At 59.8% G+C, this 21604-nt stretch carries 14 protein-coding genes and 2 pseudogenes; 10 read left to right on the forward strand and 6 right to left on the reverse strand.

Features of this window, described 5'->3' with window-relative positions; all coding sequences use genetic code 11:
- Positions 1–15 precede the first annotated feature (15 nt).
- The 8 genes from NKK50_RS25595 to NKK50_RS25630 all read left to right on the forward strand — a co-directional run bounded on the left by NKK50_RS25595 (position 16) and on the right by NKK50_RS25630 (position 11454).
- The gene (locus NKK50_RS25595) at positions 16–3141 is read left to right on the forward strand and encodes a virulence factor SrfB (RefSeq protein WP_352544013.1); all 3126 of its coding nucleotides are present in this window, start codon (positions 16–18) and stop codon (positions 3139–3141) included.
- Positions 3138–5858, forward strand: a complete 2721-nt coding sequence (locus NKK50_RS25600) for a virulence factor SrfC family protein (RefSeq protein ID WP_352544014.1) — start codon at positions 3138–3140, stop codon at positions 5856–5858. Before NKK50_RS25595 ends, NKK50_RS25600 begins: the two co-directional genes overlap by 4 nt.
- Entirely contained in the window at positions 5855–6808 is a 954-nt protein-coding gene (locus NKK50_RS25605; RefSeq protein ID WP_352544015.1) for a hypothetical protein, read from the forward strand. The genes NKK50_RS25600 and NKK50_RS25605 overlap by 4 nt, the downstream gene beginning before the upstream one ends.
- Positions 6809–6869: 61 nt before the next feature.
- Positions 6870–7613 (forward strand): PAN domain-containing protein, encoded by a 744-nt coding sequence (locus NKK50_RS25610; RefSeq protein WP_023692436.1) that lies wholly within the window; start codon positions 6870–6872, stop codon positions 7611–7613.
- On the forward strand, positions 7610–8542 hold the full coding sequence (locus NKK50_RS25615) for a PAN domain-containing protein (RefSeq protein WP_023692437.1): 933 nt from the start codon (positions 7610–7612) through the stop codon (positions 8540–8542). Before NKK50_RS25610 ends, NKK50_RS25615 begins: the two co-directional genes overlap by 4 nt.
- Before the next feature lie 3 nt (positions 8543–8545).
- Complete coding sequence (locus NKK50_RS25620; RefSeq protein ID WP_352544016.1) at positions 8546–9733, forward strand: glycoside hydrolase family 3 protein; 1188 nt, start codon at positions 8546–8548, stop codon at positions 9731–9733.
- Between the two features lie 55 nt (positions 9734–9788).
- Positions 9789–10406: a PAN domain-containing protein gene (locus tag NKK50_RS25625; RefSeq protein WP_352544025.1), complete on the forward strand. Its 618-nt coding sequence runs from the start codon at positions 9789–9791 to the stop codon at positions 10404–10406.
- Positions 10407–10461: 55 nt separating this feature from the next.
- On the forward strand, positions 10462–11454 hold the full coding sequence (locus tag NKK50_RS25630) for a PAN domain-containing protein (protein WP_352544017.1): 993 nt from the start codon (positions 10462–10464) through the stop codon (positions 11452–11454).
- A gap of 326 nt (positions 11455–11780) precedes the next feature.
- On the opposite strand, the gene NKK50_RS25635 is transcribed toward NKK50_RS25630, so the two are convergent.
- The 4 genes and pseudogenes from NKK50_RS25635 to NKK50_RS25650 all read right to left on the reverse strand — a co-directional run bounded on the left by NKK50_RS25635 (position 11781) and on the right by NKK50_RS25650 (position 16897).
- Complete coding sequence (locus NKK50_RS25635; RefSeq protein WP_352544018.1) at positions 11781–12491, reverse strand: hypothetical protein; 711 nt, start codon at positions 12489–12491, stop codon at positions 11781–11783.
- Positions 12488–12877, reverse strand: a complete 390-nt coding sequence (locus NKK50_RS25640; RefSeq protein WP_352544019.1) for a hypothetical protein — start codon at positions 12875–12877, stop codon at positions 12488–12490. Before NKK50_RS25640 ends, NKK50_RS25635 begins: the two co-directional genes overlap by 4 nt.
- A 478-nt stretch (positions 12878–13355) precedes the next feature.
- Positions 13356–15896, reverse strand: a complete 2541-nt coding sequence (locus NKK50_RS25645; protein ID WP_352544020.1) for a DEAD/DEAH box helicase family protein — start codon at positions 15894–15896, stop codon at positions 13356–13358.
- Between the two features lie 388 nt (positions 15897–16284).
- Positions 16285–16897: pseudogene (locus NKK50_RS25650) on the reverse strand (tyrosine-type recombinase/integrase).
- 222 nt (positions 16898–17119) lie between these two features.
- On the opposite strand from NKK50_RS25650, the gene NKK50_RS25655 reads away from it, so the two are divergent.
- On the forward strand, positions 17120–18811 hold the full coding sequence (locus tag NKK50_RS25655) for an AIPR family protein (RefSeq protein ID WP_352544021.1): 1692 nt from the start codon (positions 17120–17122) through the stop codon (positions 18809–18811).
- Positions 18812–18921: 110 nt separating this feature from the next.
- Positions 18922–19986: a hypothetical protein gene (locus NKK50_RS25660; protein WP_352544022.1), complete on the forward strand. Its 1065-nt coding sequence runs from the start codon at positions 18922–18924 to the stop codon at positions 19984–19986.
- 531 nt (positions 19987–20517) lie between these two features.
- Here NKK50_RS25660 and NKK50_RS25665 read toward each other — a convergent pair.
- A pseudogene (locus NKK50_RS25665) lies at positions 20518–21026 on the reverse strand (IS91 family transposase); the annotation flags it as partial.
- A gap of 46 nt (positions 21027–21072) precedes the next feature.
- On the reverse strand, positions 21073–21604 hold a 532-nt coding region (locus tag NKK50_RS25670; protein WP_352544023.1), incomplete at its 5' end, for a transposase.

Below are 21604 nucleotides of genomic sequence, written 5' to 3' on the forward strand. Positions count from 1 at the left end.
TGACAGGACGAATCGATGCTGACCAACCTCGCCGATTTCAGCGACGGCTTCACGCTGGTGCCGGACAGCGGCATCCAGTTCGTCGAGTTCGGGTTTGACTTCGACGCTTCGCCGCGCCTTACGAGGTCGTTCATCGAGCGTGTGTCGCCGGGCGAAACGGGGTCGGATGGAAAGACGCTGATCCGCCTGCTTCCGAACTGGAACGATGACGACCCCGACTCTGACCAGCCGCCGTATCCCCCGAGTGGCGACGACGTGGTATACGACATCGCGAAGTCGAGGGCGCTCGAGACCTTCCTCGACCGCTGGGTTCCGGTGCCGTTCTTCAAGATCGAACCCGGAAAGGACTCGCTGGGCAACGAAATTTACGCACAGGGCCCGACCGACTGGGTCCGGGTAAGGGTTACGGAAACCAGGAACGCCCATGGCGACCGGAAGGGAACGCACAGGGCAATCTTCGCATTCGACAGCTCGCTTGCGCCCCGCAAGACGAACCGTCCCTATCTCGCGCCCTGTCCGGAAGACGCGATGCGGACAGAATCGTTCCGGTTCGTCAGCCAGCTTCCAGACGTCATCTCGTTCCTGTCCCATAAGGTCGACGTTCCCGGACAAGGGCCCGTGGACGCCCAGAAATGGCTGGACGATTGGCTGAGGGACATCCTCCACTCCTTCAAGAAGCTTCAGAGGAAGGGCAAGGAGCTGAGGCCCGATGACTTTCCTTTCCAGTTCGAGCACCTCGCCCGCTACATAACCTTCGTCCAGTTTCTCGCCAGCGTGATCAAGCCCGTTCGCGTCACCCTCATCGACACGGTCAGCGACAACAGGAACGTCCATCCAGTCGACGTCGACCTGGTGCTCGACATCGGGAACTCGCGGTCGTGCGGACTTCTGATCCAGTCGTTCCCGGACGACGTGAACGTCGACCTCAACAACTCCGTCGTGCTGGAATTGCGCGACCTTTCCAAGCCCGAACTCGTCTATCGCGATCCGTTCGAAAGCCAGTGCGAACTGGTGGCCGGGGAATTCGGAGCGGAAGACATCGCCAGGCGGTCAGGCCGACCGCGGGCATTCTTTTGGCCAAGCCTGCTCCGCATCGGCCCCGAGGCCTCCCGCCTGCGCGGGGAGTCGGAAGGCACCGAGGCGGCCACGGGGCTTTCTTCGCCGAAGCGGTACCTGTGGAGTTCCGATCCGGTTCTCCAGGAGTGGAAGTTCCGCTCGGCCTCGGCGGGCCATGCGGGAACCGAGCCGCTGATCGAGCGCTCCATGTACCGCTTCATAAACGACCGCGGCGACGTCCTCGAACAGCTCGAGAGCGACAGGCGCCAGTTCAGGTTGAAAGTCAAAGAGAGCGAACTGCAGACGGCGAGCCGCTTCTGCTTCTCGAGGTCGTCCTTCTTCACGTTCATGCTTGTCGAAATCATTGCGCAGGCGATGTCGATGATGAACAACCCCGGCACCCGCCGGGAGAGAAGACTCAAAGATTCTCCGCGACGCCTGCGCAGGATCATCCTGACGATCCCGTCAGCGACCCCGATCCAGGAGCAGCGCATCCTGCGGTCGCGCGCGGAAGCCGCGGTCAAGCTTCTCTGGTCCCTGTCGGGATGGGGCGACAGCGACAGCGGCATAAACAGCCAGCGTCCGGAAATCCACTGCTCCTGGGACGAGGCGAGTTCAGTTCATCTGGTCTATCTCTACGGCGAGGCCGTGCACAAGCTGGGCGGGTCGATCAGGACGCTGTTCGACATGCTCGGCAAGGACAGGGAGAGGCCGAAGGCGCTCCCGGCGTCCAAGGCCAAGGAGAAGCTCGAACGGTCCCTGCGCGTCGCCAGCGTCGACGTGGGCGGCGGCACCACCGACCTCATGGTTACGACCTATTTTCAAACCGACAATGTCGCCCTTTTCCCCGACCAGAACTTTCGGGAGGGATTCCGTATCGCGGGGGACGACCTCCTCAAGGTGGTTATCGAGCGGCTTGTCATACCCAGGCTCGAGGAAGGCCTGGCTCAAGCGGGCCTCCCGAACGCGCGGAACTATCTCAAGGACCGCTTCGCAGGCGACAACCCGAACATGTCCGAGCAGGAAAAGCACCTGCGACGCCAGTTCGTTCTGCAGGTTCTGCAGCCAATCGCCATCGCGGTTCTGTCCGAATGCGAAGCGATGCCTGCGACGAGCCGCAAGACGGAAATCCGGAAGGCAGGCAGTTTCTTCGAGACCGGGGGACGAACGACGGCCGGAGGCGACATTCCGGTTGACGCGCGCATCCTCGGATATCTCAAGGACAGCATAGGGGCTCTGGGAGCCGGAGAGTTCACGGTCTCCGACTGCGACATAGCAGTCGACCCGCTGGCGGTCGAAGAGTGCGTCCTGTCGATCTTCGACGGCGTGTTCGACAACATCGCGGAAGCGATCAACCATCTGGACGCTGACGTGGTGCTGCTGACCGGGCGGCCGATGCGCCTGCCACAGATGATAAGCCTGTTCATGAACAAGATGTCGGTCCGGCCTGACCGCGTCATTCCGATCAAGGACTATCGCGTCGGCACGTGGTATCCCTTCCGGGGCGTCAGCAACACGCACATCGACGATCCAAAGACGACCGCGGTCGTGGGCGCAATGCTGTGCGCGCTCGCGGAACGGCAGATCACCAACTTCACCCTCTATTCCCAGTACCTCAGGATGAAGTCGACGGCCCGGTACATCGGTCGGCTTCAGGGCAGCTCCGTGCTGCCGGACGAAACCCTGCTTTTCTCGGACATCGACCTCGATGCCGCAACGGCGGAAGCCGAGGCGGAATTCGACTACCACAGCCCGCTTCGCATTGGCTTCAGGCAGCTTCCACTGGAGCGCTGGGTGGCGACTCCGCTCTACAAGCTGACCACCGCGCAGACGCGATCGGCGCAGAGCGTGCGAAAGCCGGTCCGCGTCACGATCGCGCGCAATGTGCAGGTGCCGGAAGACGACGAGGCGAACGAGATCGCGCTTCTTACGAGCGAGGCGACCCGCGAGGAGTTCGTGGTTCAGGACGCGGAGGACGCCGACGGCTCTCCGGTCAAGCGCATCATGGAGCTGAAGCTGGACACGCTCGCGGTCGAGGCGGGCGACGGCTACTGGCTCGATACCGGAATTATCTCCATCCAGTGAAAGCTGAAGGCATGCGTAAAGAGTTGAAGAAGACCTGCGACACGGCGCTGAAATCGGCGCAGAAGGGCCTTGTCTGGATCGGAGCCTCAGCAAACGCGGAGCGGGTCGGCAGCACGCGCTCGGGCGCCGAGCAGCAGCTCAAGAAGTCGATCGTTGCCACCCGGAAGGCGATGCTGGCCATAGACCGCCCCATGTGCGTCGGGGTGTTCGGCCCCAGCCAGGCTGGCAAGTCTTATCTTGTGTCCGTCCTGGCCCGCAATGGAAGCGCGCCCTTGATGGCTCGCTTCGGCGATCTCGGGCGGGAGGTCGATTTCATCCGGGAGATCAACCCCGGTGGCGATCGGGAGTCGACCGGGCTTGTCACCCGCTTTTCGGTTCGAGAAGAGCCAAGTCCGCCCGGCGCGCCCGTTGTGCTGAGGATGCTGAGCGAAACGGACGTGGCCAAGGTCCTGGGCAACAGCTTCTTCCTTGACGGAGACGCGAAGAAACGCGCGCCGCTGACTTCCGACACCGTCCTGTCCACCCTGGAAAGGGCGAAGAGCCGGGCTATGCCGCAGGCAGCGACGGATGGCCTGGCCGAGGAGGACGTGTGGGACCTCCAGGAGTATTTCGAGAAGCAGTTCGCCGGGTTGCCGAACATCGAGACGCTGGGGGCCTACTGGGAGGAAGCGGCCTTCCTTGGCTCCCGGCTTTCCATTGCCGACCGCGGCGACCTTTTTTCCGTGCTATGGGGCGGTCTGCAGAAATTTACCGATCTCTTCGTCGAACTCGTCACCGCCCTTGAGAGCCTTGGGTTCGCCAAGGATGCCTACTGCCCTGTCGAGGCGCTGGTTCCCCGGGAAAGCAGCATCATAGACGTCGAGACGCTGCGGGGGCTCGGAAAATCCGGCCAGGACGAGCTGCTGATCCGGCCAATGAAAGGATCGACGGTTTCGTTGCCGAGACCCGTTATCGCCGCATTGGTGGCTGAACTCCGGATTGCGATATCGGAACAGCCATGGCCGTTCTTCGAGCACACAGACCTCCTGGACTTCCCGGGCGCTCGCAGCAGGCAGAAGGTGGACCTTCAGGCCTTCATCGAGGGCAACCCCGACGCGCTCAAGGAACTCTTCGTCCGGGGCAAGGTTGCCTACCTCTTCGACCGCTACGTTGCAGAGCAGGAGCTTTCGAGCATGCTGCTGTGCATCAAGCCCTCGAACCAGGACGTCGCGACCCTTCCCGACATGATCGACGACTGGATCAGAACCTCGCACGGGGAAAGCCCGCTCGATCGGGCCCGGACCGAGACTGCGCTGTTCCTGGTGCTGACGATGTTCGACATGCACTTCAGCGAAAAGGCGGGCGAGGAAGGACAGAGCCTGGCGGATCGTTTCAGCGCGCGCCTGGGCGCCTCGCTAACGCGCTTTTTCGGCAAGGCCCACAAGTGGCCGTTCGAATGGATGCCGGACAGGCCTTTCAACAACTCTTACTGGCTGCGCAACCCGAACTTCAAGGCAGAGTCCCTGATCAAGTACAAAGGCGGCGTGGAGACCGAGATATTGCCCGACAAGGTCGCGAAAGTCGCCGCGCTGCGCGAGGCGTATCTTCAGGTCAGTGAAGTTCAGCAGCACTTCCGCGAGCCGGCCAAGGCCTTCGACGAGGCCCTCAGGCTGAACGATGGCGGCGTAAGCTATCTGGCGGAGAACCTCGCGGCCATCTGTCGTCCCGACATCAAGTATTCACAGATACGAGGCCGCGTCGGGGACATAGCCCACGATATTCGCCGTGTGCTCGCTCCGTATTTCATCGAAAGCGACATCAACAAGCGGATAGCCGAGCGTCGGGAAGTCTCGGACCAGATTCTCGCAAACTTCACCGAGGTTTGGGAGCGGGACCAGTTCGGGACCGCCATGAAGATGCTGCAGATATCGCAGAACGGAATCTCCGAACACCTTCACATCGAGTACGGCAACCGCCTCAAGCGGCAGAACGCGCCGGAGGAAGGTTCCGAAGGACGGACCGACGCCGCGGCGAAGAAGCGACCGGCGCCTCCGCGGCCCGGCGCCCCTCCATTGCCCGGCAGCAAGAAGAAGGTGGCCGCGGCCGTGGTTTCCTCCGGGGAGTCGGTTTCGCAGAAAGCGCTGCCGCGCGAAGCCTATCTCGCCCGGTCAGCCATCAGGCATTGGACGGACGGCCTTTTCGCACTCGCGAGAAACGACAATGCGTTGCAGGCCATTGGCCTCGGGCAAGAGTCCGCAAGCGAGTTGGTCGCCGAGCTTACATCTGCCGCGCGGCGATCGGGGCTCGAAGAGCGCATAGCCAGGGACCTTGCCAAGCTCTCGGGAAGTTCAGTCGAAAGGTCCGACATCCTGCTCGAGAAGGCTGGCTTTCTTGCCACGAGCCACATCAACCGTTTCGTCAGCACGCTTGGCTTCGACGCGATGCCCGAGAACAAGCGGCCTCTGGCTCCTGACGGCACTGAGAACGGTGAAGTTAGGGTTTTTGCCCGCCGTCCGAGCGTTTCAGACTGCGACGGGCTTGGGGTGGAGCGGCGGAACTTCTCCTACCTCGCGCTCTCGGAGTGGATGTACGCCTTCCACCAAGTGGTTACTGACAACGTCCTCTCGGGCGAAGGGATCATTATAAACGTCGAGGAGAACGAGCGCCTGAGGGCCATACTGGACGCGCTCGATGAGTCCGCGCCGCTGCTTGGTGCGCCCGTTGGGACTGCTCGATGAACAAGGTTGCGGTCAAAGTCAGCGAGGACGAGACGCGCCTGTTCGGGCATGCCCTGATCACGTTCCCGCAGGAACTAGGCAGCTCTCCGGGGTTGCGACTGTCGATCATGCGCAAGTCCAAGGACGCTCCCTATCTTGGCGCCGCCGGATGGCAGGCGCGTCCCGCAACCGTAGAGGCAGCGGTCGTCAGCCGCGGCGCGAATTCGGCCACGCTGGTCGTCGGACCCGAGGTCTGCGACCAGATCCCGGTCGACCTGCAGGTGAAGATCGAAGTCGAAGGCCATGACATTGAGGGGAGCGCCTTCTGGCCGCCGATCCCACCTAGCCCGGGAGCTTGGTCCCAGGAACTGACCCCTTTCAAGATGTCCATTCCTCAGGCTATAGAACGGGAGCTTGAAGAGGCCCTCGAACAGGTTGTTGAGCTGCCACGGGTGGTGGAGCCGAAACCCCAGCCTTTGGCCCAGCCGCCAAAGAAGAGGCGGTTCTTGTACCTACTGATCCCGTTGGCGCTGCTTCTGGCAGGGGGAGGATACTACATTGCCGACAGCAGGGGTTGGTTCAACAACCCCGAGCCTTTGCTCGCGCGTTTCGAGAGGCTGAAGCTGACGGACACTAACGGCGTTGCGCTGTTCGCCCTAAGCGGCGAGGCATACCGGGAAGGCGCCGGCGGAATCGGCTTGCAGGCGATCAATCTTGCGATGGAGCGGGGCAACAAGGACGCGAAACTCGAGATTGCGCGCTGGTACGATCCAAGCTCCTTCGAGCCCAGCAGAGCAGATCGACCGGATGCGAACAGGGCGGCGAGGGCCTATTTCGAACTGTCGGTAGAAGGCGAGACAGCGGCCAGGGAAATGCTCCGCTCCCTCTGCGCGAAGAGCGCGAGTTCTCCTCAAGACCTTGGGTTCAATGGGTTCCTGAAGGACACTTATTGCGAGGGGACGCTGGAATAATGATTGAAAATCACAAGGTCCGGCAATTCGCCGCCTATGGAACCGTCAGAGGGACAATGGCATGCTGAAGAGCAGCTTCGACAAGTATTTCCTCCACTTCAGGGGGTACATGGCGGCTATGGCTGCTGCAATCTTGCTGGGCATGACCCTGTCAGCGGGAGCACAGGAAAATTCCGCGGCGAACGAGCTTTTCAACTACCCGGACACTCTGCTGAACGGGATCGTCAGCGCCCAGTTTTCCAAGCCGATAGAAGAATGCCGGAAACTCTGCGAGGCGCGTTCGGGATGTCAGGGGTTTGACCATTCTCAAAAGGACGAGTGCCGCCTGTTCGCGAGCGTGGGCGCCGGACGCGTGAACGTGGGTTCGACCGCTGCGACGCGCAGCCTGCTTTCGAATTACACCGACCCGACAAATCCTCCGCTTGCAGCCAGGCTGGCGAAGCTCAAGGAAACCGACACTGACGGCCATGAACTCTTCGCGCTAAGCGAGGAGGCTTTCAAGCGCGGAGACCGGAGCGTCGGGCTGCAGGCGATCAATCTCGCAATGCAGAGAGGCAACCAGGACGCGAAGCTCGAAATGGCGAAATGGTATGATCCAAGGACCTTCGCGCCGGACCGCGTGGACGCGATCGACTCCAATAAGGCGGCGCGTTCGTATTTCGAACTCGCGCTAGAGGGCAATGCGCAAGCCAACAACCTGCTGAGCTCGCTTTGCGTCGACGCTAGCGACACGGGCTCGAACCACGCCAACGCATACGAGAATTTCCTTCGCACCACCTACTGCGAAGGGTCGATCAGTCCTTGACCCAACCGCTCTTACATATCGGTTTCATGGGTTGGGCCAAGGGAAGCGGAATGCAGCGGAGGCGGCATTGGTTGCGCGTGGTCGGAACAGCGTCGGCGGCGTTTCTGCTGACATTTTCGCTTGCGATGCCTGGAATTGCTACGCAGGCATTGGCGCAGGCGTCAGGAGGCGAACTTCTCGAATATCCAGAGACCGCATTGAGGGGAACCCCCAGTGCCGAGTTCCGGCGACCTTTGGACGACTGCCGGAAAATCTGCCTGGAGCGTTCGGGCTGCGCCGGGTTCGATCACTCCTCTTCAACCAACCTCTGCCGTTTGTTTCCAGCGGTCGCCTCAGCACAACCTGACCCGCTCTCGACCGGCGGCACCCGCCAGCGGATTCCAGGCTATCACGATCCCGCCAATGCCGAGTCCTGGTACTATGCGTCCTTCAGCGGGGTTGACCTTTGGGGGGGCGATCTCGTGTCAAAAGGCATCGATGCGCCCAACGCCGAAAGCTGCTCGGCTCTGTGTGACAGCCGAACCTCCTGCCGGGCGTTCACCTACAATCAGGAGGTGAATCGATGCTTTTTAAAATCGGGCTTCGATTTCGTGCAATCCTACCCTTTGGGACGGTCCGGCCTCTATTTCAAGGCTAAACCATCGGCCCCTCCTCCGACCTTGACTGCCGACTGGGAGCTTTTCACCCTGAGCGGCTTCATTGGAAACGGCATGGAATCGCCTGCGATCTCCTATCAGGAATGCATGGGGCAATGTCACTCGGACGGTGGATGCGGTGGGTTTACGTGGGTGACCGTGAGACCCAACCGATGTTTCCTGGTCCAGGGAACCAACCTGTACCCGGTGCGGCGAAAAGGCATGACGTCGGCGCGAAAAAACAGCCGGACGGTCACTCCCGACTTTGTACATCCCGTCGCTCCGAGGGACTAAAACATGCCGCCGCGGATCGCATTTCTCACCGCTGTTGCCTGCGCCTTCTTTGGCCTTTCCTCACCGCTGAAGGCTGACCCCCCAGTGCCGAGAGCCCGCATCCCAATCGTCGACCTGCATCGAATAATCGAAGACGCCAGGCTGCGTCAGATGATCGGGCAGATGGTGTTGGTTGGCTTTGTCGGCAGCGAGCCCGATGCCGAGGGATACGCGAGAGTCGTCAGGCAAGCGGAGGAAGGAAAGATCACGGGCGTCATTTATCTGGGGCGCAATATCGACGGCCTGAAGCAAGTGCGGCAACTGAACGAGGGCCTGCAGCGTTTCGCGGCAACCCCGCTGCTCATTGCTGTCGACCAGGAGGGCGGCCGTATCCAGAGGTTCACTGGAGCCATGGGGTTCAACGAGACGCCGAGCGAGGCGACTGTGGCTAAGTCCATGAGTCCAGACGAGGCCGGCGTGGTTTACCAGAACCTCGCTTCCGCTCTCTCGGATCTGGGATTCAACCTCAACTTGGCTCCCGTCGTCGATGTCAACGTCAACCCGGCAAATCCCATCATTGGCAAGCTTGGCAGGAGCTTTTCCGCCGATCCGCAGACGGTCGAGGCATACGCGAAGGCTTTCGTCGAAGCGCATCGGGCGAAGGGAGTGCTAACGGTCTTGAAACACTTCCCTGGGCACGGTTCCAGCACCAAGGACAGCCACAAGGGCATGGCCGACGTTTCCAAGACATGGAGCGATAAGGAACTTCTCCCCTACAAGAACCTGATCGCGTCGGGAGATGTCGACATGGTCATGTCGGCCCATGTGATAAATAACAAGCTTTCCTTTTCGGCCCAAATCCCCTCCTCGCTTTCCCGCGCGACGTTAACCGGGCTGCTGCGGGACAAGATGCACTTCAAGGGCGTGGTTATCAGCGACGACATGCAGATGCAGGCCATTACCAACACCATCAGCTTCGAGGACTCGGTGCGCCGAGCCGTTTTGGCAGGGAACGACATCCTGATATTCGCCAACGACAAACATCCAGACCCCCTGGTCCCGGAAAAGGTTGCCGCCCTCCTGTCTGAGGAAGCGCGCAAGGACCCGGAAATGCTTGAGCGGATACAGAAATCCTACGAGAACATCATCCGCCTGAAAAGGAAGCTCGCACCGGCCGTTTCCGCGGACACGACCATTGTACAGGAACGGTAGCGCGAGGCTGAGCAGGCGAGGAGGAAACATGCTGGCAGGTGGTCTTCGTCGCGGGATGGCGGGACTTCTTTTGGGACTTGCGGGCGCGCTTGCTGCTGTCGTGCCGCCAACGGGGATTCTGCCAGCGAACGCGCAGTCGACAGGAGAGTTCTTCGATTATCCACAAACCCTCCTGAATGGAACCGTCAGCGCCACGGTCAGCGTGCCGCTGAAGTCGTGCAGAAACCTCTGCTTCGCGCGTTCGGGATGCATCGGCTTCGACTACTCGTCGTCCGACGGTGTCTGTCGGCTGTTCGCGAACGTGGCTGGCGCGGGTGAGAGCCGCCACACATCGCCGGAACACGCAGTCTCGTCATGGGCTACCGTCCGCCAGCCAATCCGCCAGTCGCAGCTCAACCGACACCGCAGCGGAGCCAAGGTGCGTCAGAAGCGGAAGCGACGAAGCAGAAAAGCGCCACATCGCAAAAGACTGGCAAGCCTGCGGCGATCGTCCGAGCGAAACCAAGACGTAAAAAACAACGAGAGGCGACAAGTCAGCGGCCGGCAGCAAAGTCAAAAGCGGCCTCACCAGATCCGACCTCCTCGGCGTCGACGGCACGTCCGTCTAAGTTCCGCATCTGCAACAACCATTTTGGGACCTTCTCGGTTCTCGCATCCCGGAAATGTCCGCTGAGCGGTCCCGGAAGCTTTTGAGGCTCTCTTCGGAAAACGGCGGAGAAAGGCAACCAATGTCACAGATGAACAATCCGCAGGTGCTCCAAGTGTCCGAGCCACCATCGGACGTGCATCCTGCCTGCCCGCGGATGTTTGCTGATCGCATTTGTCGTCGGCAATTAAGCGGCAGAACCGTTGGACTACTGATAGGGTTTGTGGTCGCAGTTGCGGCTGCTATTGTTCCGCCGGCCGGAGGTCGGCCCGCAAACGCGCAATCGGCCCAGGAGCTCTTCCGCTACCCGCAGACCTTCCTGAACGGGGCGGTCAGCGCCACGGTCAGCGTGCCGCTTGAGGCCTGCAGCAAGCTTTGTTCCGCGCGCTCGGGGTGCGCGGGCTTTGATCATTCGTCGGATGGCGGCGTCTGCAGGCTGTTCTCGAGCGTAGCAGGCGCGCAGGAAAGCCAAGGACACACGGCCGGCACTCGCAGTCTGGTCACTGGCTATCATCCGCCAGTCAATCCACCTGCCTCTCCACAGGCTGCAGAACCGCCGCCGGAGCCTGGCGAGTTGGAAGAGGAGGCGGTGGCCGTCACGCCGCCATCCGGATCTTTCAGGCGTTTCCTCAACAGGGATCTGAAGAGTGAGGCCGCAGAGACCCGTCAAGCTGACAACGTGGAACAGTGTGAATCCATGTGCCGAGCTTCGGAGAGCTGGTGCAGGGCTTTCACTTACGACGCGTGGAACCGAAAGTGCTTTCTCAAGAAGCGACAAGGTCAACTCTTGATGAACGCCCGCGCTACTAGCGGCGTTATCTCGGGAGATGACATGCCGCCGGCGTCGAGTGCGGCTCCCTATTTCGAGTATTTCAACGGCAAGGCTTTTTCAGGCAACGGGTTCCGGGTGCTGAGCGCCCGCTCTCGCAACGAGTGCGAACGGGGCTGCTCGGCACTGGACCAATGCATCGCCTTCGGATTCACCCAATCTCAGCAGCGCTGCGTCCTTTTCGACCAACCGGGCGAATATTCAAGCAGTCGGGGAACTGACAGCGCAGCAATACGCCAAGACTAATCAGAATGCGAGCTACGGATCCATAGCCAAGTCGGCGAACGGCAGCTCCCGGAATCGAGATCCGGCGATCGAATGACTGAGATGAGGCGCACTGCGGCCCGGCAGCATTGCGGCGGAAGCGGCCACATCATGGTTCCTTTGTTCCCCTCATGCCGCAACGCAAGGAATAGCCCGGCGGCGCAACGGTCTTCATGGAAAGCTCGCCGATGGCTTATGGACCGGCTCACCCTGTCCAAAAACGGCAGCAGCTGGCGGAACGCGATGTGTCCCGTGAGCTTTCTTCTCTACGCCGACCTGCCACGGACCCGGTTTCAGGCGGGTTTCTATTACAGGATGGTCTGGACCATCACGAAAGGCGACTTCGATGCCTCACCTCGCCTCATTTGCGAGAGATACATATCGAAGTTGTGGACGACGCAAACCCTGAACTTCCGTTTCGCAAACCCCTTCAGGGCCTTGCTTGAGGTCGCGGTCAGATACCCTAGGGTGATCAGAGAAGGCGGAAAGTGGTTGTCGGCAGGCAGGCTGGCCTTCAGCTTTTTGAGCCTTGAAGGCGTGATTTCGTGCACAATTCCGATGAACTGAGCGAGTAGCATCGGGTACACGACCAGCTTTTTCACTTCAGCGAACGTCGCCAGCGCCTTGTTGTCCAGCGCTACCCATTTCTGCTTTGGCTTAGCCTTTGGCACCTTGTCGTCGCCTACAACGACAGCCACGTCGACGACATAGACTGCCTCATCATTATGGCCACCCATGACCGAGAGGTTGGAATGTATCTCGTAAAGCTCGTCACCTTTAACACACTTGAACCATGAGAAATTATAAGGGTACCCGCGAGACGACAGCTTGGCTACGAAGAGGCCGTTGATCGCGTTCTCCACCGTGATCGTGTACCCAGCCAGCCGGTAATGTTCGGTCGCCATAGTGAGGGCGCCCAGCTCTAGAAGCGCAGTCTCCCTAACCGCCAGGTGCTCGAATTGAACGGAGTGCTTGTTGATGAAAGCTTTAAGCTCTTTCTCAATTTCGGCGACGTTCAACCTTCCCTCACAAACATCTTCGCGGCCACATCACTCAGACTGCTGCTTTCCGCAACGAGATGTTCGATGTCGAGCTTAACTATCAACTTATAGAGTTCCTGACGAAGGTTTCTCCCTTCCACGACTGCCGAGGAATCTTGGCTGATTTCGTCCCGCCCGATGCGGAAGCCGCGTGTTTGAGGCGGGCCTTCCGACCCCGGAGGTGTTCGCGTTGCCACGCTGATGCAGTCGTTCATGATCCAGAACTGGCTGTTTACAGTGGACCAGATCCTCCGGATGGCGACGACGAGCAGGAATTGGTCCAGCCTATCGCCGCTGATCTCGACGCGCGCGTCCCTAGCGATGTCAGGAACTACCGCGGCAACGGCGTCAACATAGCCGTTCACACCTTCTCTCAAAGAGTAGGGCAGTCGCTCCGTGATGCTCTGGACTTGTCGGCTTGCCATCGGTTACCTGCAGTGTCTGATCACTTACAAGCCTGTCGCATCGCCACGTCAAGCTTGAGCACGCCGCCCTTGGTCGCCGCACTGGCGCCGTCGCCCACAGACGCCCTATTTCCTCATGGACGATACATGCTGCGCCTCCCCGCAGCCACTTCTGTCATAACACGCTAACCGCCCCGGTCTAACCGGGACGGTTTTTTGCATTTTTGGCCGGGGATGTCTCGGTCGGCACCCCACATCCAGCGAGGTAACGCACGTCTCATATTAGGCCGTCTGCTGCCTGTCCGGTTCTGGCGGAAAAACTCAGTAAGCCGTCGTTCGGCAACCGACCTCGTATAAGCCATCCCGCAACTGATTGAAGGCGCCCGAAAGCGGACGTAGGGCGGCTGAGGTCGCCGCCTGAACCGTCATTCCGCCTGGCTCAAGGCACCTTCAGCGACTTCAACGTCTTAGTTGCCAGAGCCCCGAAGAAACCGGTCGGCTGCCATTCCGCAAGACCACCTAGTTCGTTCAGTAGCGTCCAGCGATCGATGGCCGTTCTCCCTCTAGTGTCGTCGATCTTGGAGATGAACGATCGCATCCTCTCGACGAGAGCGCTGGTCTCGACAAGATAGATGTCGTCGGACGGGCTGGCTTCGGACTTGCAGATACCAGGCGGACCCACCAGGAGAAGTCCGCCGGACCGGGTTTCTCCCTCGCTGTCCTTCAGCCACTGCAGGTGATTGTGGGCTTGTCCGACCTCTGCCTTCGTGTACTGCGCTGGCTCGTTTTTCTCGGTTTTCAGCTCGAACGCTACAAGCGTCGCTGCCTCGTCGTCCTTCCATATTACGTCGGGCCCATGATGAAATTCGTTGTCCGGCCGACTGGCCGAGAAGCCGATCAGCTCACCGTACATACGGACGGCCTCTTCCTTGGCATTCGACGAAGAGGCTGTGTCCCCCAGTATCTTGGCTTGTATCTTGAGCTTGGCGATGAGATTACCCAGCGCCTGCGGGCCATGGTGGTTCACTTCAAGAAGGCGCCTCTGAAGCAGTGTCTTCGCACCGCCTTTCTCGAACTCGCGGTCCAACTCGCTTCGAGCCGGAACGTTAAGCTTCGGCGACAGTCTGGCCCTTGCCTTTTTGAAATGGGCTATCGCCGTTTCGCTGTCACCTTCGGCTTCGTATGAGGCGGCAAGCCAAACCGAATACCAGCCGGCAAGCTTAGCATCCGCCAGCGCGGTGTCGTCCAGAACGTCAAGCAGTGCTGTCCGGGCACCGTCAATGTCACCCTGCCACAACCTAGTCATGAATTTGCACTCGGCCTCGGCAGATGCGGCGAGCTGCGTTTCGCGCTCCTTCACCTTCTCCAACGCCTCGGATGAGACCTCCAAGCCGTCGACCGTTTCGCGGTAGAAATTCATCCAGCTCTGATCTCGGCCGAGCACCTGCGTGACCAGATCTGCGATCTTCGCCGGGTCGTACTGGTCCATGCCTTCCTGTACCGTTTGGCTCAGGATTACCTGCTTACGGATGAGCGGCGGTAGCAGCGCCACATTGCGGTCGGTCTTCAGCCACACGTTGATGTCTCCGCCGTAGATGACGAACGCGCTGTAGTCGCTTCGACCCCGGTTAATGCGCCCTAGAAGCTGCGTGATGCGGCTGGCCATCTTTGTGGAGAACAGGTTCGCCAGCGACAGGTTCTGGAACAGGTACTGGTCCATGAGGCTCGATCCCGACGGCGCGCCGTCGATCAGCATAACGCGGCAGGTGTCCTGAGGCAGATCGATGCCGTCGATACGGGAGACGAGAATGAAGGAACCTGTCTTAGAAGTCCGGAAGGCCTGCAACTCGTCTGTGAAATCGCCGCGCTTCGGCGGTGTCCCGAAGACCTTCCAAGCCGTGGCTTTCGGGTACGACGGCACCGAGATCAGTAGCTTGTGTGTCTTCAGGATCTCCGCCGCCACGTCCTTCTTGTCGACCTTCTGATCGAACCTGCTGCTGAGAAGGATCAGTCGTTCTCCGTTGCCAGCGTCGTTGTCCGGCACGATAGGGTCCTTCGCGCGCCGTCCGAACCCTCTGACGAAGTCCGTCTCAAACTCCACGGTGGCCGACAGATAGATGCGTCGGACCCCTTTTCCGAGGAAGTCATAGACCCCGGTAGGGATGAACGGAGGCGTGATCTCGATGGCGTTCGCCGACACGAAAACAGCGCAGGTGCCGAGATTCTCCCACAGACGAATCGCTGGGAACATCATGTCCGAGTTCCGCCAGTCGATCTTCTTGATCGCATCAAGGATGGCTTCTCGATGCCGGAAGGCGGTCGAAGGCGGACACATCGTGACCGCCTGGTGGCCCACCTGCTCCAGAACGGTACTGAAATGCGGCCCTTTCCCGAGGCCCTCGAACTCGGGCCGGACGATCTCGACGACCTCGTGGAACAGCGCGGGGTGCTGCTCCTTGCTGATAGTCAGGGTGAACGCGTCTCGGATTACACGCTCTCCGACGTGCGCGTCGTCAAAGATGACAGCGGCAGGCGCTTTTATTCCTGTGAAGGTCGACTTCGCGACGAACAATGACTGATAGGTCGTGATGCAGAATGCCTTGCCCGTTTCGAACAAGTCGTTGGAGAAATTGCCTGCGGCACGCTTAGTATATTTGATCCCCAGACGTTCGCACTCCCGTGCCGTCTGCTCGATCAGGTCGATTGTGGCGCATGCGAAGACAACGGGCCCGATCGCTTCGTTGACCAGACTCTGCGCCATCAGAACACCGACTATCGATTTGCCTGCGCCTGTGTTCAGCAGGATCACGCTGTCTTCATTCGTGCGGCTCTTGTGCCATCGGGTTAGGGCTTCGGCTTGCCCTTTCCAAAGATCGTTCGGAACGTTCTTCTGGTTGGGGGTCTTGGAGAAGATTTCGAACGGATCCGTTGGCGCCGACATGCCCTTGGGCCGCGAAAGACTGTCAAAATTCATAACCATGTGTGATTCTCCCGCAGTGATTGTAGAAGACATGATAAGTTATGAGTAGCGCCTTGGGTGGGCGTTGTTGGAATGCCTGTGAATAGTCAAAATTCCGAAAAGCGCGCGCCTCGGTTGACCGGTGCGATCCGGCTCTCGGTTGAGCCTTCGCTCTGATTCGATGGCAGCGAGGTGCTGATCACTGTCGTCGTCGCTTGATCGATCCTCATCGCGTTCGGGCAGGTGCCTTTGCCAAAGCAGATACAGAAGGCTCAGCACCATGACATCCGCTTTCGCGCAATCCGTGCGGAAAGCGAACGGCCCCTTCCCACCCCACTTGCGGATGTCGTGGGCGAAGAGCCAGCCGCGCGGAGCGGTCATCCGGTATAAACGAATGACCGCTCCATGTTCAGATCTCGGTTCGTTCGGCCAGAAGCAGCGCATCCTCGATGTCCACACCGAGATATCGAACCGTGTTCTCAATCTTGGTGTGTCCGAGCAAGATCTGGATGGCGCGCAGGTTGCCGGTTGCCTTGTAGATCATGGCCGCTTTCGTTCTTCGCAGCGAGTGCGTGCCATAGTCTGATGATCGAAGCCCAATCGCGCTCACCCATTCATCGACCAGACGAGCATACTGCCGCGTGCTCATGTGGTGCGAGTGGTCGATCCGACTGGGGAAAGCGTGATCACCGACGGTGCCGCCGCGTCAATAGGCTGGCACGCACATCGCTGGTGAGTTCGAATTGAACAGGACGTCCGGTTTTCTGTTGAATGACGGTCGCCCGCGTTCGAACTTCCGGCCCCGTGACCAAGTCGCCTGTCTTGATCTTGACGAGGTCGCATCCGCGAAGCTTGCTGTCGATTGCAAGATCAAACAGGGCACGGTCGCGAACTCGCCCCTCCCGATCCAGGAAGAAGCGGATTGCCCAGATCTGTTTCTGGGTCAGAGGGCGTTTGGTCCAACCATTTCCAGCATTCCATGCAGCCCGGCCACGAACTGCAGCGTATCGAGAATATCCCATTTCATTTCTCCTTGGCCTTGATTGGCCGGAAGAGAAACAATTGAGGGTTGGCAGCCGTGGGGCCGATACCAGGCTGTCCGGTTTCGGGCGTCGAGGATCAGTTGGCTGCCGTTAAGCGCCGGGTGACCTCAGCGATTGAACCGCGACCGTAAGAACTTCCAAGTTTTCCTTGTGCTGCCTGCCACACTGGGTTACCCCGTGTCTTCCTTGGGAGGGCAAATTATGGATAAGAATAAAGAGCTTACCGACATTCTGGCGTCGATCGATGAACTTGCGCTCCGGGGCGGAATAATTCGACAGCGGGCGTTCGCTGCTTGGTTCGCCATTAATTTTTTTAACCAGGACGAAGACGAATCTCTTGAGGCTGCAGGAAGCGACGGCGGCAACGATCAGGGCATCGACCTGGCCTTCGCCGATGAGAACGCCCAAGAAATCGTGATCATCCAGGCTCATTGTCCGGTCAATTTCGATAAGAAAACCTCCAAGGCGAAATGGGACGCCGTGATCTCGTCCATTCCGTTCGTGCACGACCCGAAGCAGCTTGCTAAGGCCGGTCGCCCCGACATGGCCGAAACGATAGAAAATCTTAAGGAAAGCTATCCGGACTATGCTGTCGCCGCGGGTCTGATTACCTTGGGATTAAAGTCTAAGGAAATCAGCGATTCCGTGACCGCTCATCAAGAAGACCCGCGTAACGTCGACGTGGGCTACTTCTACTTCTCGCAGGAGGACATCCTGGCGCGGTACAAGACCTTGGTCTCATCTGAACGAGGTATCGCCGAGGACACCTTGAACTTCAGTGGCGGCCACATCGAGGATAATGGTGAGTACGGGCGGGCTTGGGTCGGCTCGATCAGCGCCGAGGAACTTCAGCGTCTCTATAAGGCGCACAATGACGACCTGTTCGCCGGCAACATCCGCTTATTCCTCGGCGCGCGGAAGGGCGGCATTAACGAGCAGATCATCAAAACGGCAAAGTCCCGACCCGGCGCTTTTTGGGCGCTCAACAACGGCGTTACGTTCGTTGCGGATACGGTCGAGCCAATTCCTCAAAAGGGCACGAAGACGTCGTTGAAGCTGAAGCGGTTTAGTATCGTCAACGGTTGCCAGACGACATCGAGTCTGGTGCAGGCGAAGGCGTCGCGGGAAGCAAAGGTCTTGGCGCGGGTTATCGCGGCCAAGTCCGCTATCCGCAACGACATCGTTCGTTACAACAATTCCCAGAACGCCGTTCGGATCTGGTCCGTGCGAGCGGCGGATGACCTACAGCAAACGTTGCGCGCCGATTTCAAGACGGTCGGTGTCGATTATGCGCCGAAGCAGGAAGGATCCCGGCGCAAAAAGGATTTCAAAACGATCGAACTCGACAAAGTGACGCAGTTCCTCGCGTCGACCCAGAATGAGTTCCTTATCCAGGCCATCGCCAACAAGGGCGAACTCTTCGATCAGCCGTATCAGAAGCTTTTCTACAAGGGCATCCCAGCGACCGCGGTGTACCTGAGCTGGATAGTCGGGAAGCTGGCGGACGAGGAGCGGCAAGCTCTGGTCAAGGGCATCGGTGCCGACGCAAATGCCGGGCTGCTCAGTGTCACAAGCTCGTATTGGATCATCTATTGCACATACAAGCTCTTTGAAAAGTTCACAAACGTCAAAGCCTCGCAGATAACGCTGGCGCGCATGAACACCCCGGAATTCACGAATGCGGTCCGAAAATATGTGAGCAAATCTGTCGACCGGTTCTATGACTCCGCCGTCGATACCTACGACCGCGAAGAATACGGGTCGTTCAAGAGCAGCCTGCGTTCGACCAAGTTCCTGCAGAGGATGGACGGCAAGATCAACGCGCGCATCGCCCGTTTGCCGGCAAAATCCCTGCCCGATCTCGTTGCGGTCGGCAAGTCGCTGAAGGTGTGATGCTGTTGGCGAGGCGGGTGTCCTATGTCTGGCAAGACAACAGCCGCGACAAGGTCGAAGAGAAGTTCGTCGGCTAGAGTTGGGTGCAAATGTTTGCTGGTGTAGGGCGGATGCTCGCAGCGTTGGGAAGCCACAATGTCGCCGTGTATGAATGGGCACAGGCCGACATTCGCAAATCTCGGCTACCGAATGGCCCGGCATGGGTTGCGCTGGCACAGCCGAAACCACCGCTGCATTTCACTGGCTGGCAACTTGCCCACGCCGTTGTAAAAGCTGACTATCTTGTGGAGCGCGATCTCCTTCTACCCGGATTAGGTTTCCTGCTGCAGGTCGACAGGATCGTTGATTTTAGCCCTGCCGCAAATCTCAGGATCGTTCCCGGAAGTCCCGCATCGCTCAACGACTTCACGCGGACCAGTCTGAGCGGTCGCCTAGGCCAAGGACTCTCGCTGCTCTTCGCGCATGGTAAGGGGTATAACTTCGCCGGCCATCTTGCCTCGGACCTAGCGGTCTCCAGCCACCTCGCCTCGCTTCACGGCAAGACGATGAAGCTCGCTGACTTTCTGTTTGAAACGCAGACCATGCAGCGGATGATCTTAGAATCTAAGGCGTCTTTCTCGCAGCCCGATAACGACCCTAGCAAGATCAAAACCGTCCTGAAGGCCGCTTTGATTGCGGTCTACAGCTGTTTTCGTGAGAAAGGAAATTCCGCCCAGTCTGCCTTGATCTTCGTGGACCCTCCCGGGCGAGACGGTACGGGGCCGGTTGAGTTACCCAAGAGCTGGGTGAGACGCCGGAACTATGCTGCATGGCTGGCCTTCATGGGGCTGACCGACACGGCAAGAAGTCTTCGCGACATTCAACGCCGCGATCGCATAGCCGTCGACTTTCCCATATTCCAGGTCGGTGCCCGTCGGTTCGCGATGTCGCTCACAATCTCACCTCACCAAAAGGGACTATGGATAGGCGCAGGTCTTGACGTTCATGCCCTTGAGGCAATCGGAGCGGCTTTGGAGGACGATGAGTGGCCCCTTTTGACTTATGACGGCAACACTACGGACGGCGGCGGCCCAGCTAACCCAGTAGTACAGAACGGAAGCGTCTTTCCCGATGGCTCCTTGTTTGCTGCAATCGACGGGACGATGTTTCAAGGCCATCGAACTTTTCTACTCTGAACAATCTGCGGATCTTTAGTGATGGCCCGCAGCTGCACGGAGTGGGGAACGCTACTGGCGATGTGGGCGTAGCCTCGGGATGCCATGGTTAGGTGAACGGGATCGATGTCCGCTTTGATGCTAAACTGACCAAACCTACCTGCCCGTTTCCCGCCCCATGTCGTCATCGCAGGCAAACTTGAACGAACGGCTGCTATTGGGAGCCGACGGTACGGGCCGGGACGTCCAATATTGGGAAGGGTTTCGGGTGCCGTCGGGCGTACGAAAGCCTCTCATGCAGGAACCCGCGGGCCACAGTCGATGTCTATGGGGATTTCGATTTGCAGCTGATGTCGGCGATGGCGCGACCGCCGTCGGGAAGCTCTGGGGTGAATGCGGACAGACCGCTTCGTTGCGCCTCCGCGCGGTATTGTCGGGACGGTGGGCGGCTGGGCCCGGCTCTGTCGGAGTCGATAATCACCATAGACGTGCGTCGATCCGTTGCCGGAGGCTGAGGGCCTGCGACTGAAGTCTGGACCATGCCATGCCGGGTCATGGAGCGGTCTCCCGGTTCGTCGCGGTTGCGTCCGGCGGACCGCGTGGCTGCCTCCAGCGTTCGAACACCTCGACGACGATCATGCGTCCGCCGCAGCACGGGCATGACGGACGGAAGTCGTCCGGTTCGTCGGAATCGCCGAGGTCAGGCGGCGCGGCGACGTCCAGGAGTTCGCGGGCGCGGGCGAGGCTATCCTTGCGGGCGGAGCCTGCGAGCAGGCCGTAGTGACGGATGCGGTGGAACCCACGCGGCAGGACATGGAGCAGGAAGCGGCGGATGAACTCGTCCGTCGCAAGCGTCATGACCTGCTGCCGGTCGACGCCGTCGCGACGGTAGTCCTTGTAGCGGTGACGCCGTTCTCTTGGAACCGGATGAGGCGGCGGTTCGAGATCGCGACTCGGTGCGTATAGCGCGACAGGTAGGCGAGTACCGCTTCCGGTCCCCCGAACGGCGCCTTGGCGTAGACCACCCAGCGCTTCTTCCGGACCGGCGACAGGTATCGCAGGGTTGTGTGCGTCAAGTTCTGCAAAATTGGGCAGCCATGATGCTGGTCATGCGGCTTGGCGCAGAGCGAGCTTCTTGTGCTCGCGCAGGTCGTCCATGTTGATGTATCGGTTGGCCTCCATCCAGTTTTCATTGGTCTCGACGGCCAACGCCCTGACCAGGCGCAGGCAGCTTTCGGTATTGGGGAAGATGCGCACGACATAGGTGCGCCGGCGGATTTCCTCGTTGAGCCGCTCCAGCATGTTGGTGGATTTGAGATGCTTGTGGTGCTGTCTCGGCAGCCTGAAGAAGGTCAGGGTTTGTTCGATGGCATCCTCGGCCCAGCCTGTCAGGCGCGGATAGCGTGCCGACCATTTTGCAAGCCATGCGGCAAGATCAGCCCTGGCCTCTGCGAGATCGCGCCGGTCGTAGAGCCAGCGCAATTCCTGCAGGCAGTCGTCGCCGTGCTTCCTCGGCAAATGATCGAGCGCGTTCCTGTAGCAGCGTTGCCAGGCGGCTTCGGGGATCACCTCGCCGATCGCTGCCACCAGGCCGGCGTGATCGTCGGACACAACCAACTCGACGCCCTTGAGGCCGCGC

Source organism: Mesorhizobium sp. M0001 (genome assembly GCF_040324255.1).
Classification (GTDB): Bacteria; Pseudomonadota; Alphaproteobacteria; order Rhizobiales; family Rhizobiaceae; genus Mesorhizobium.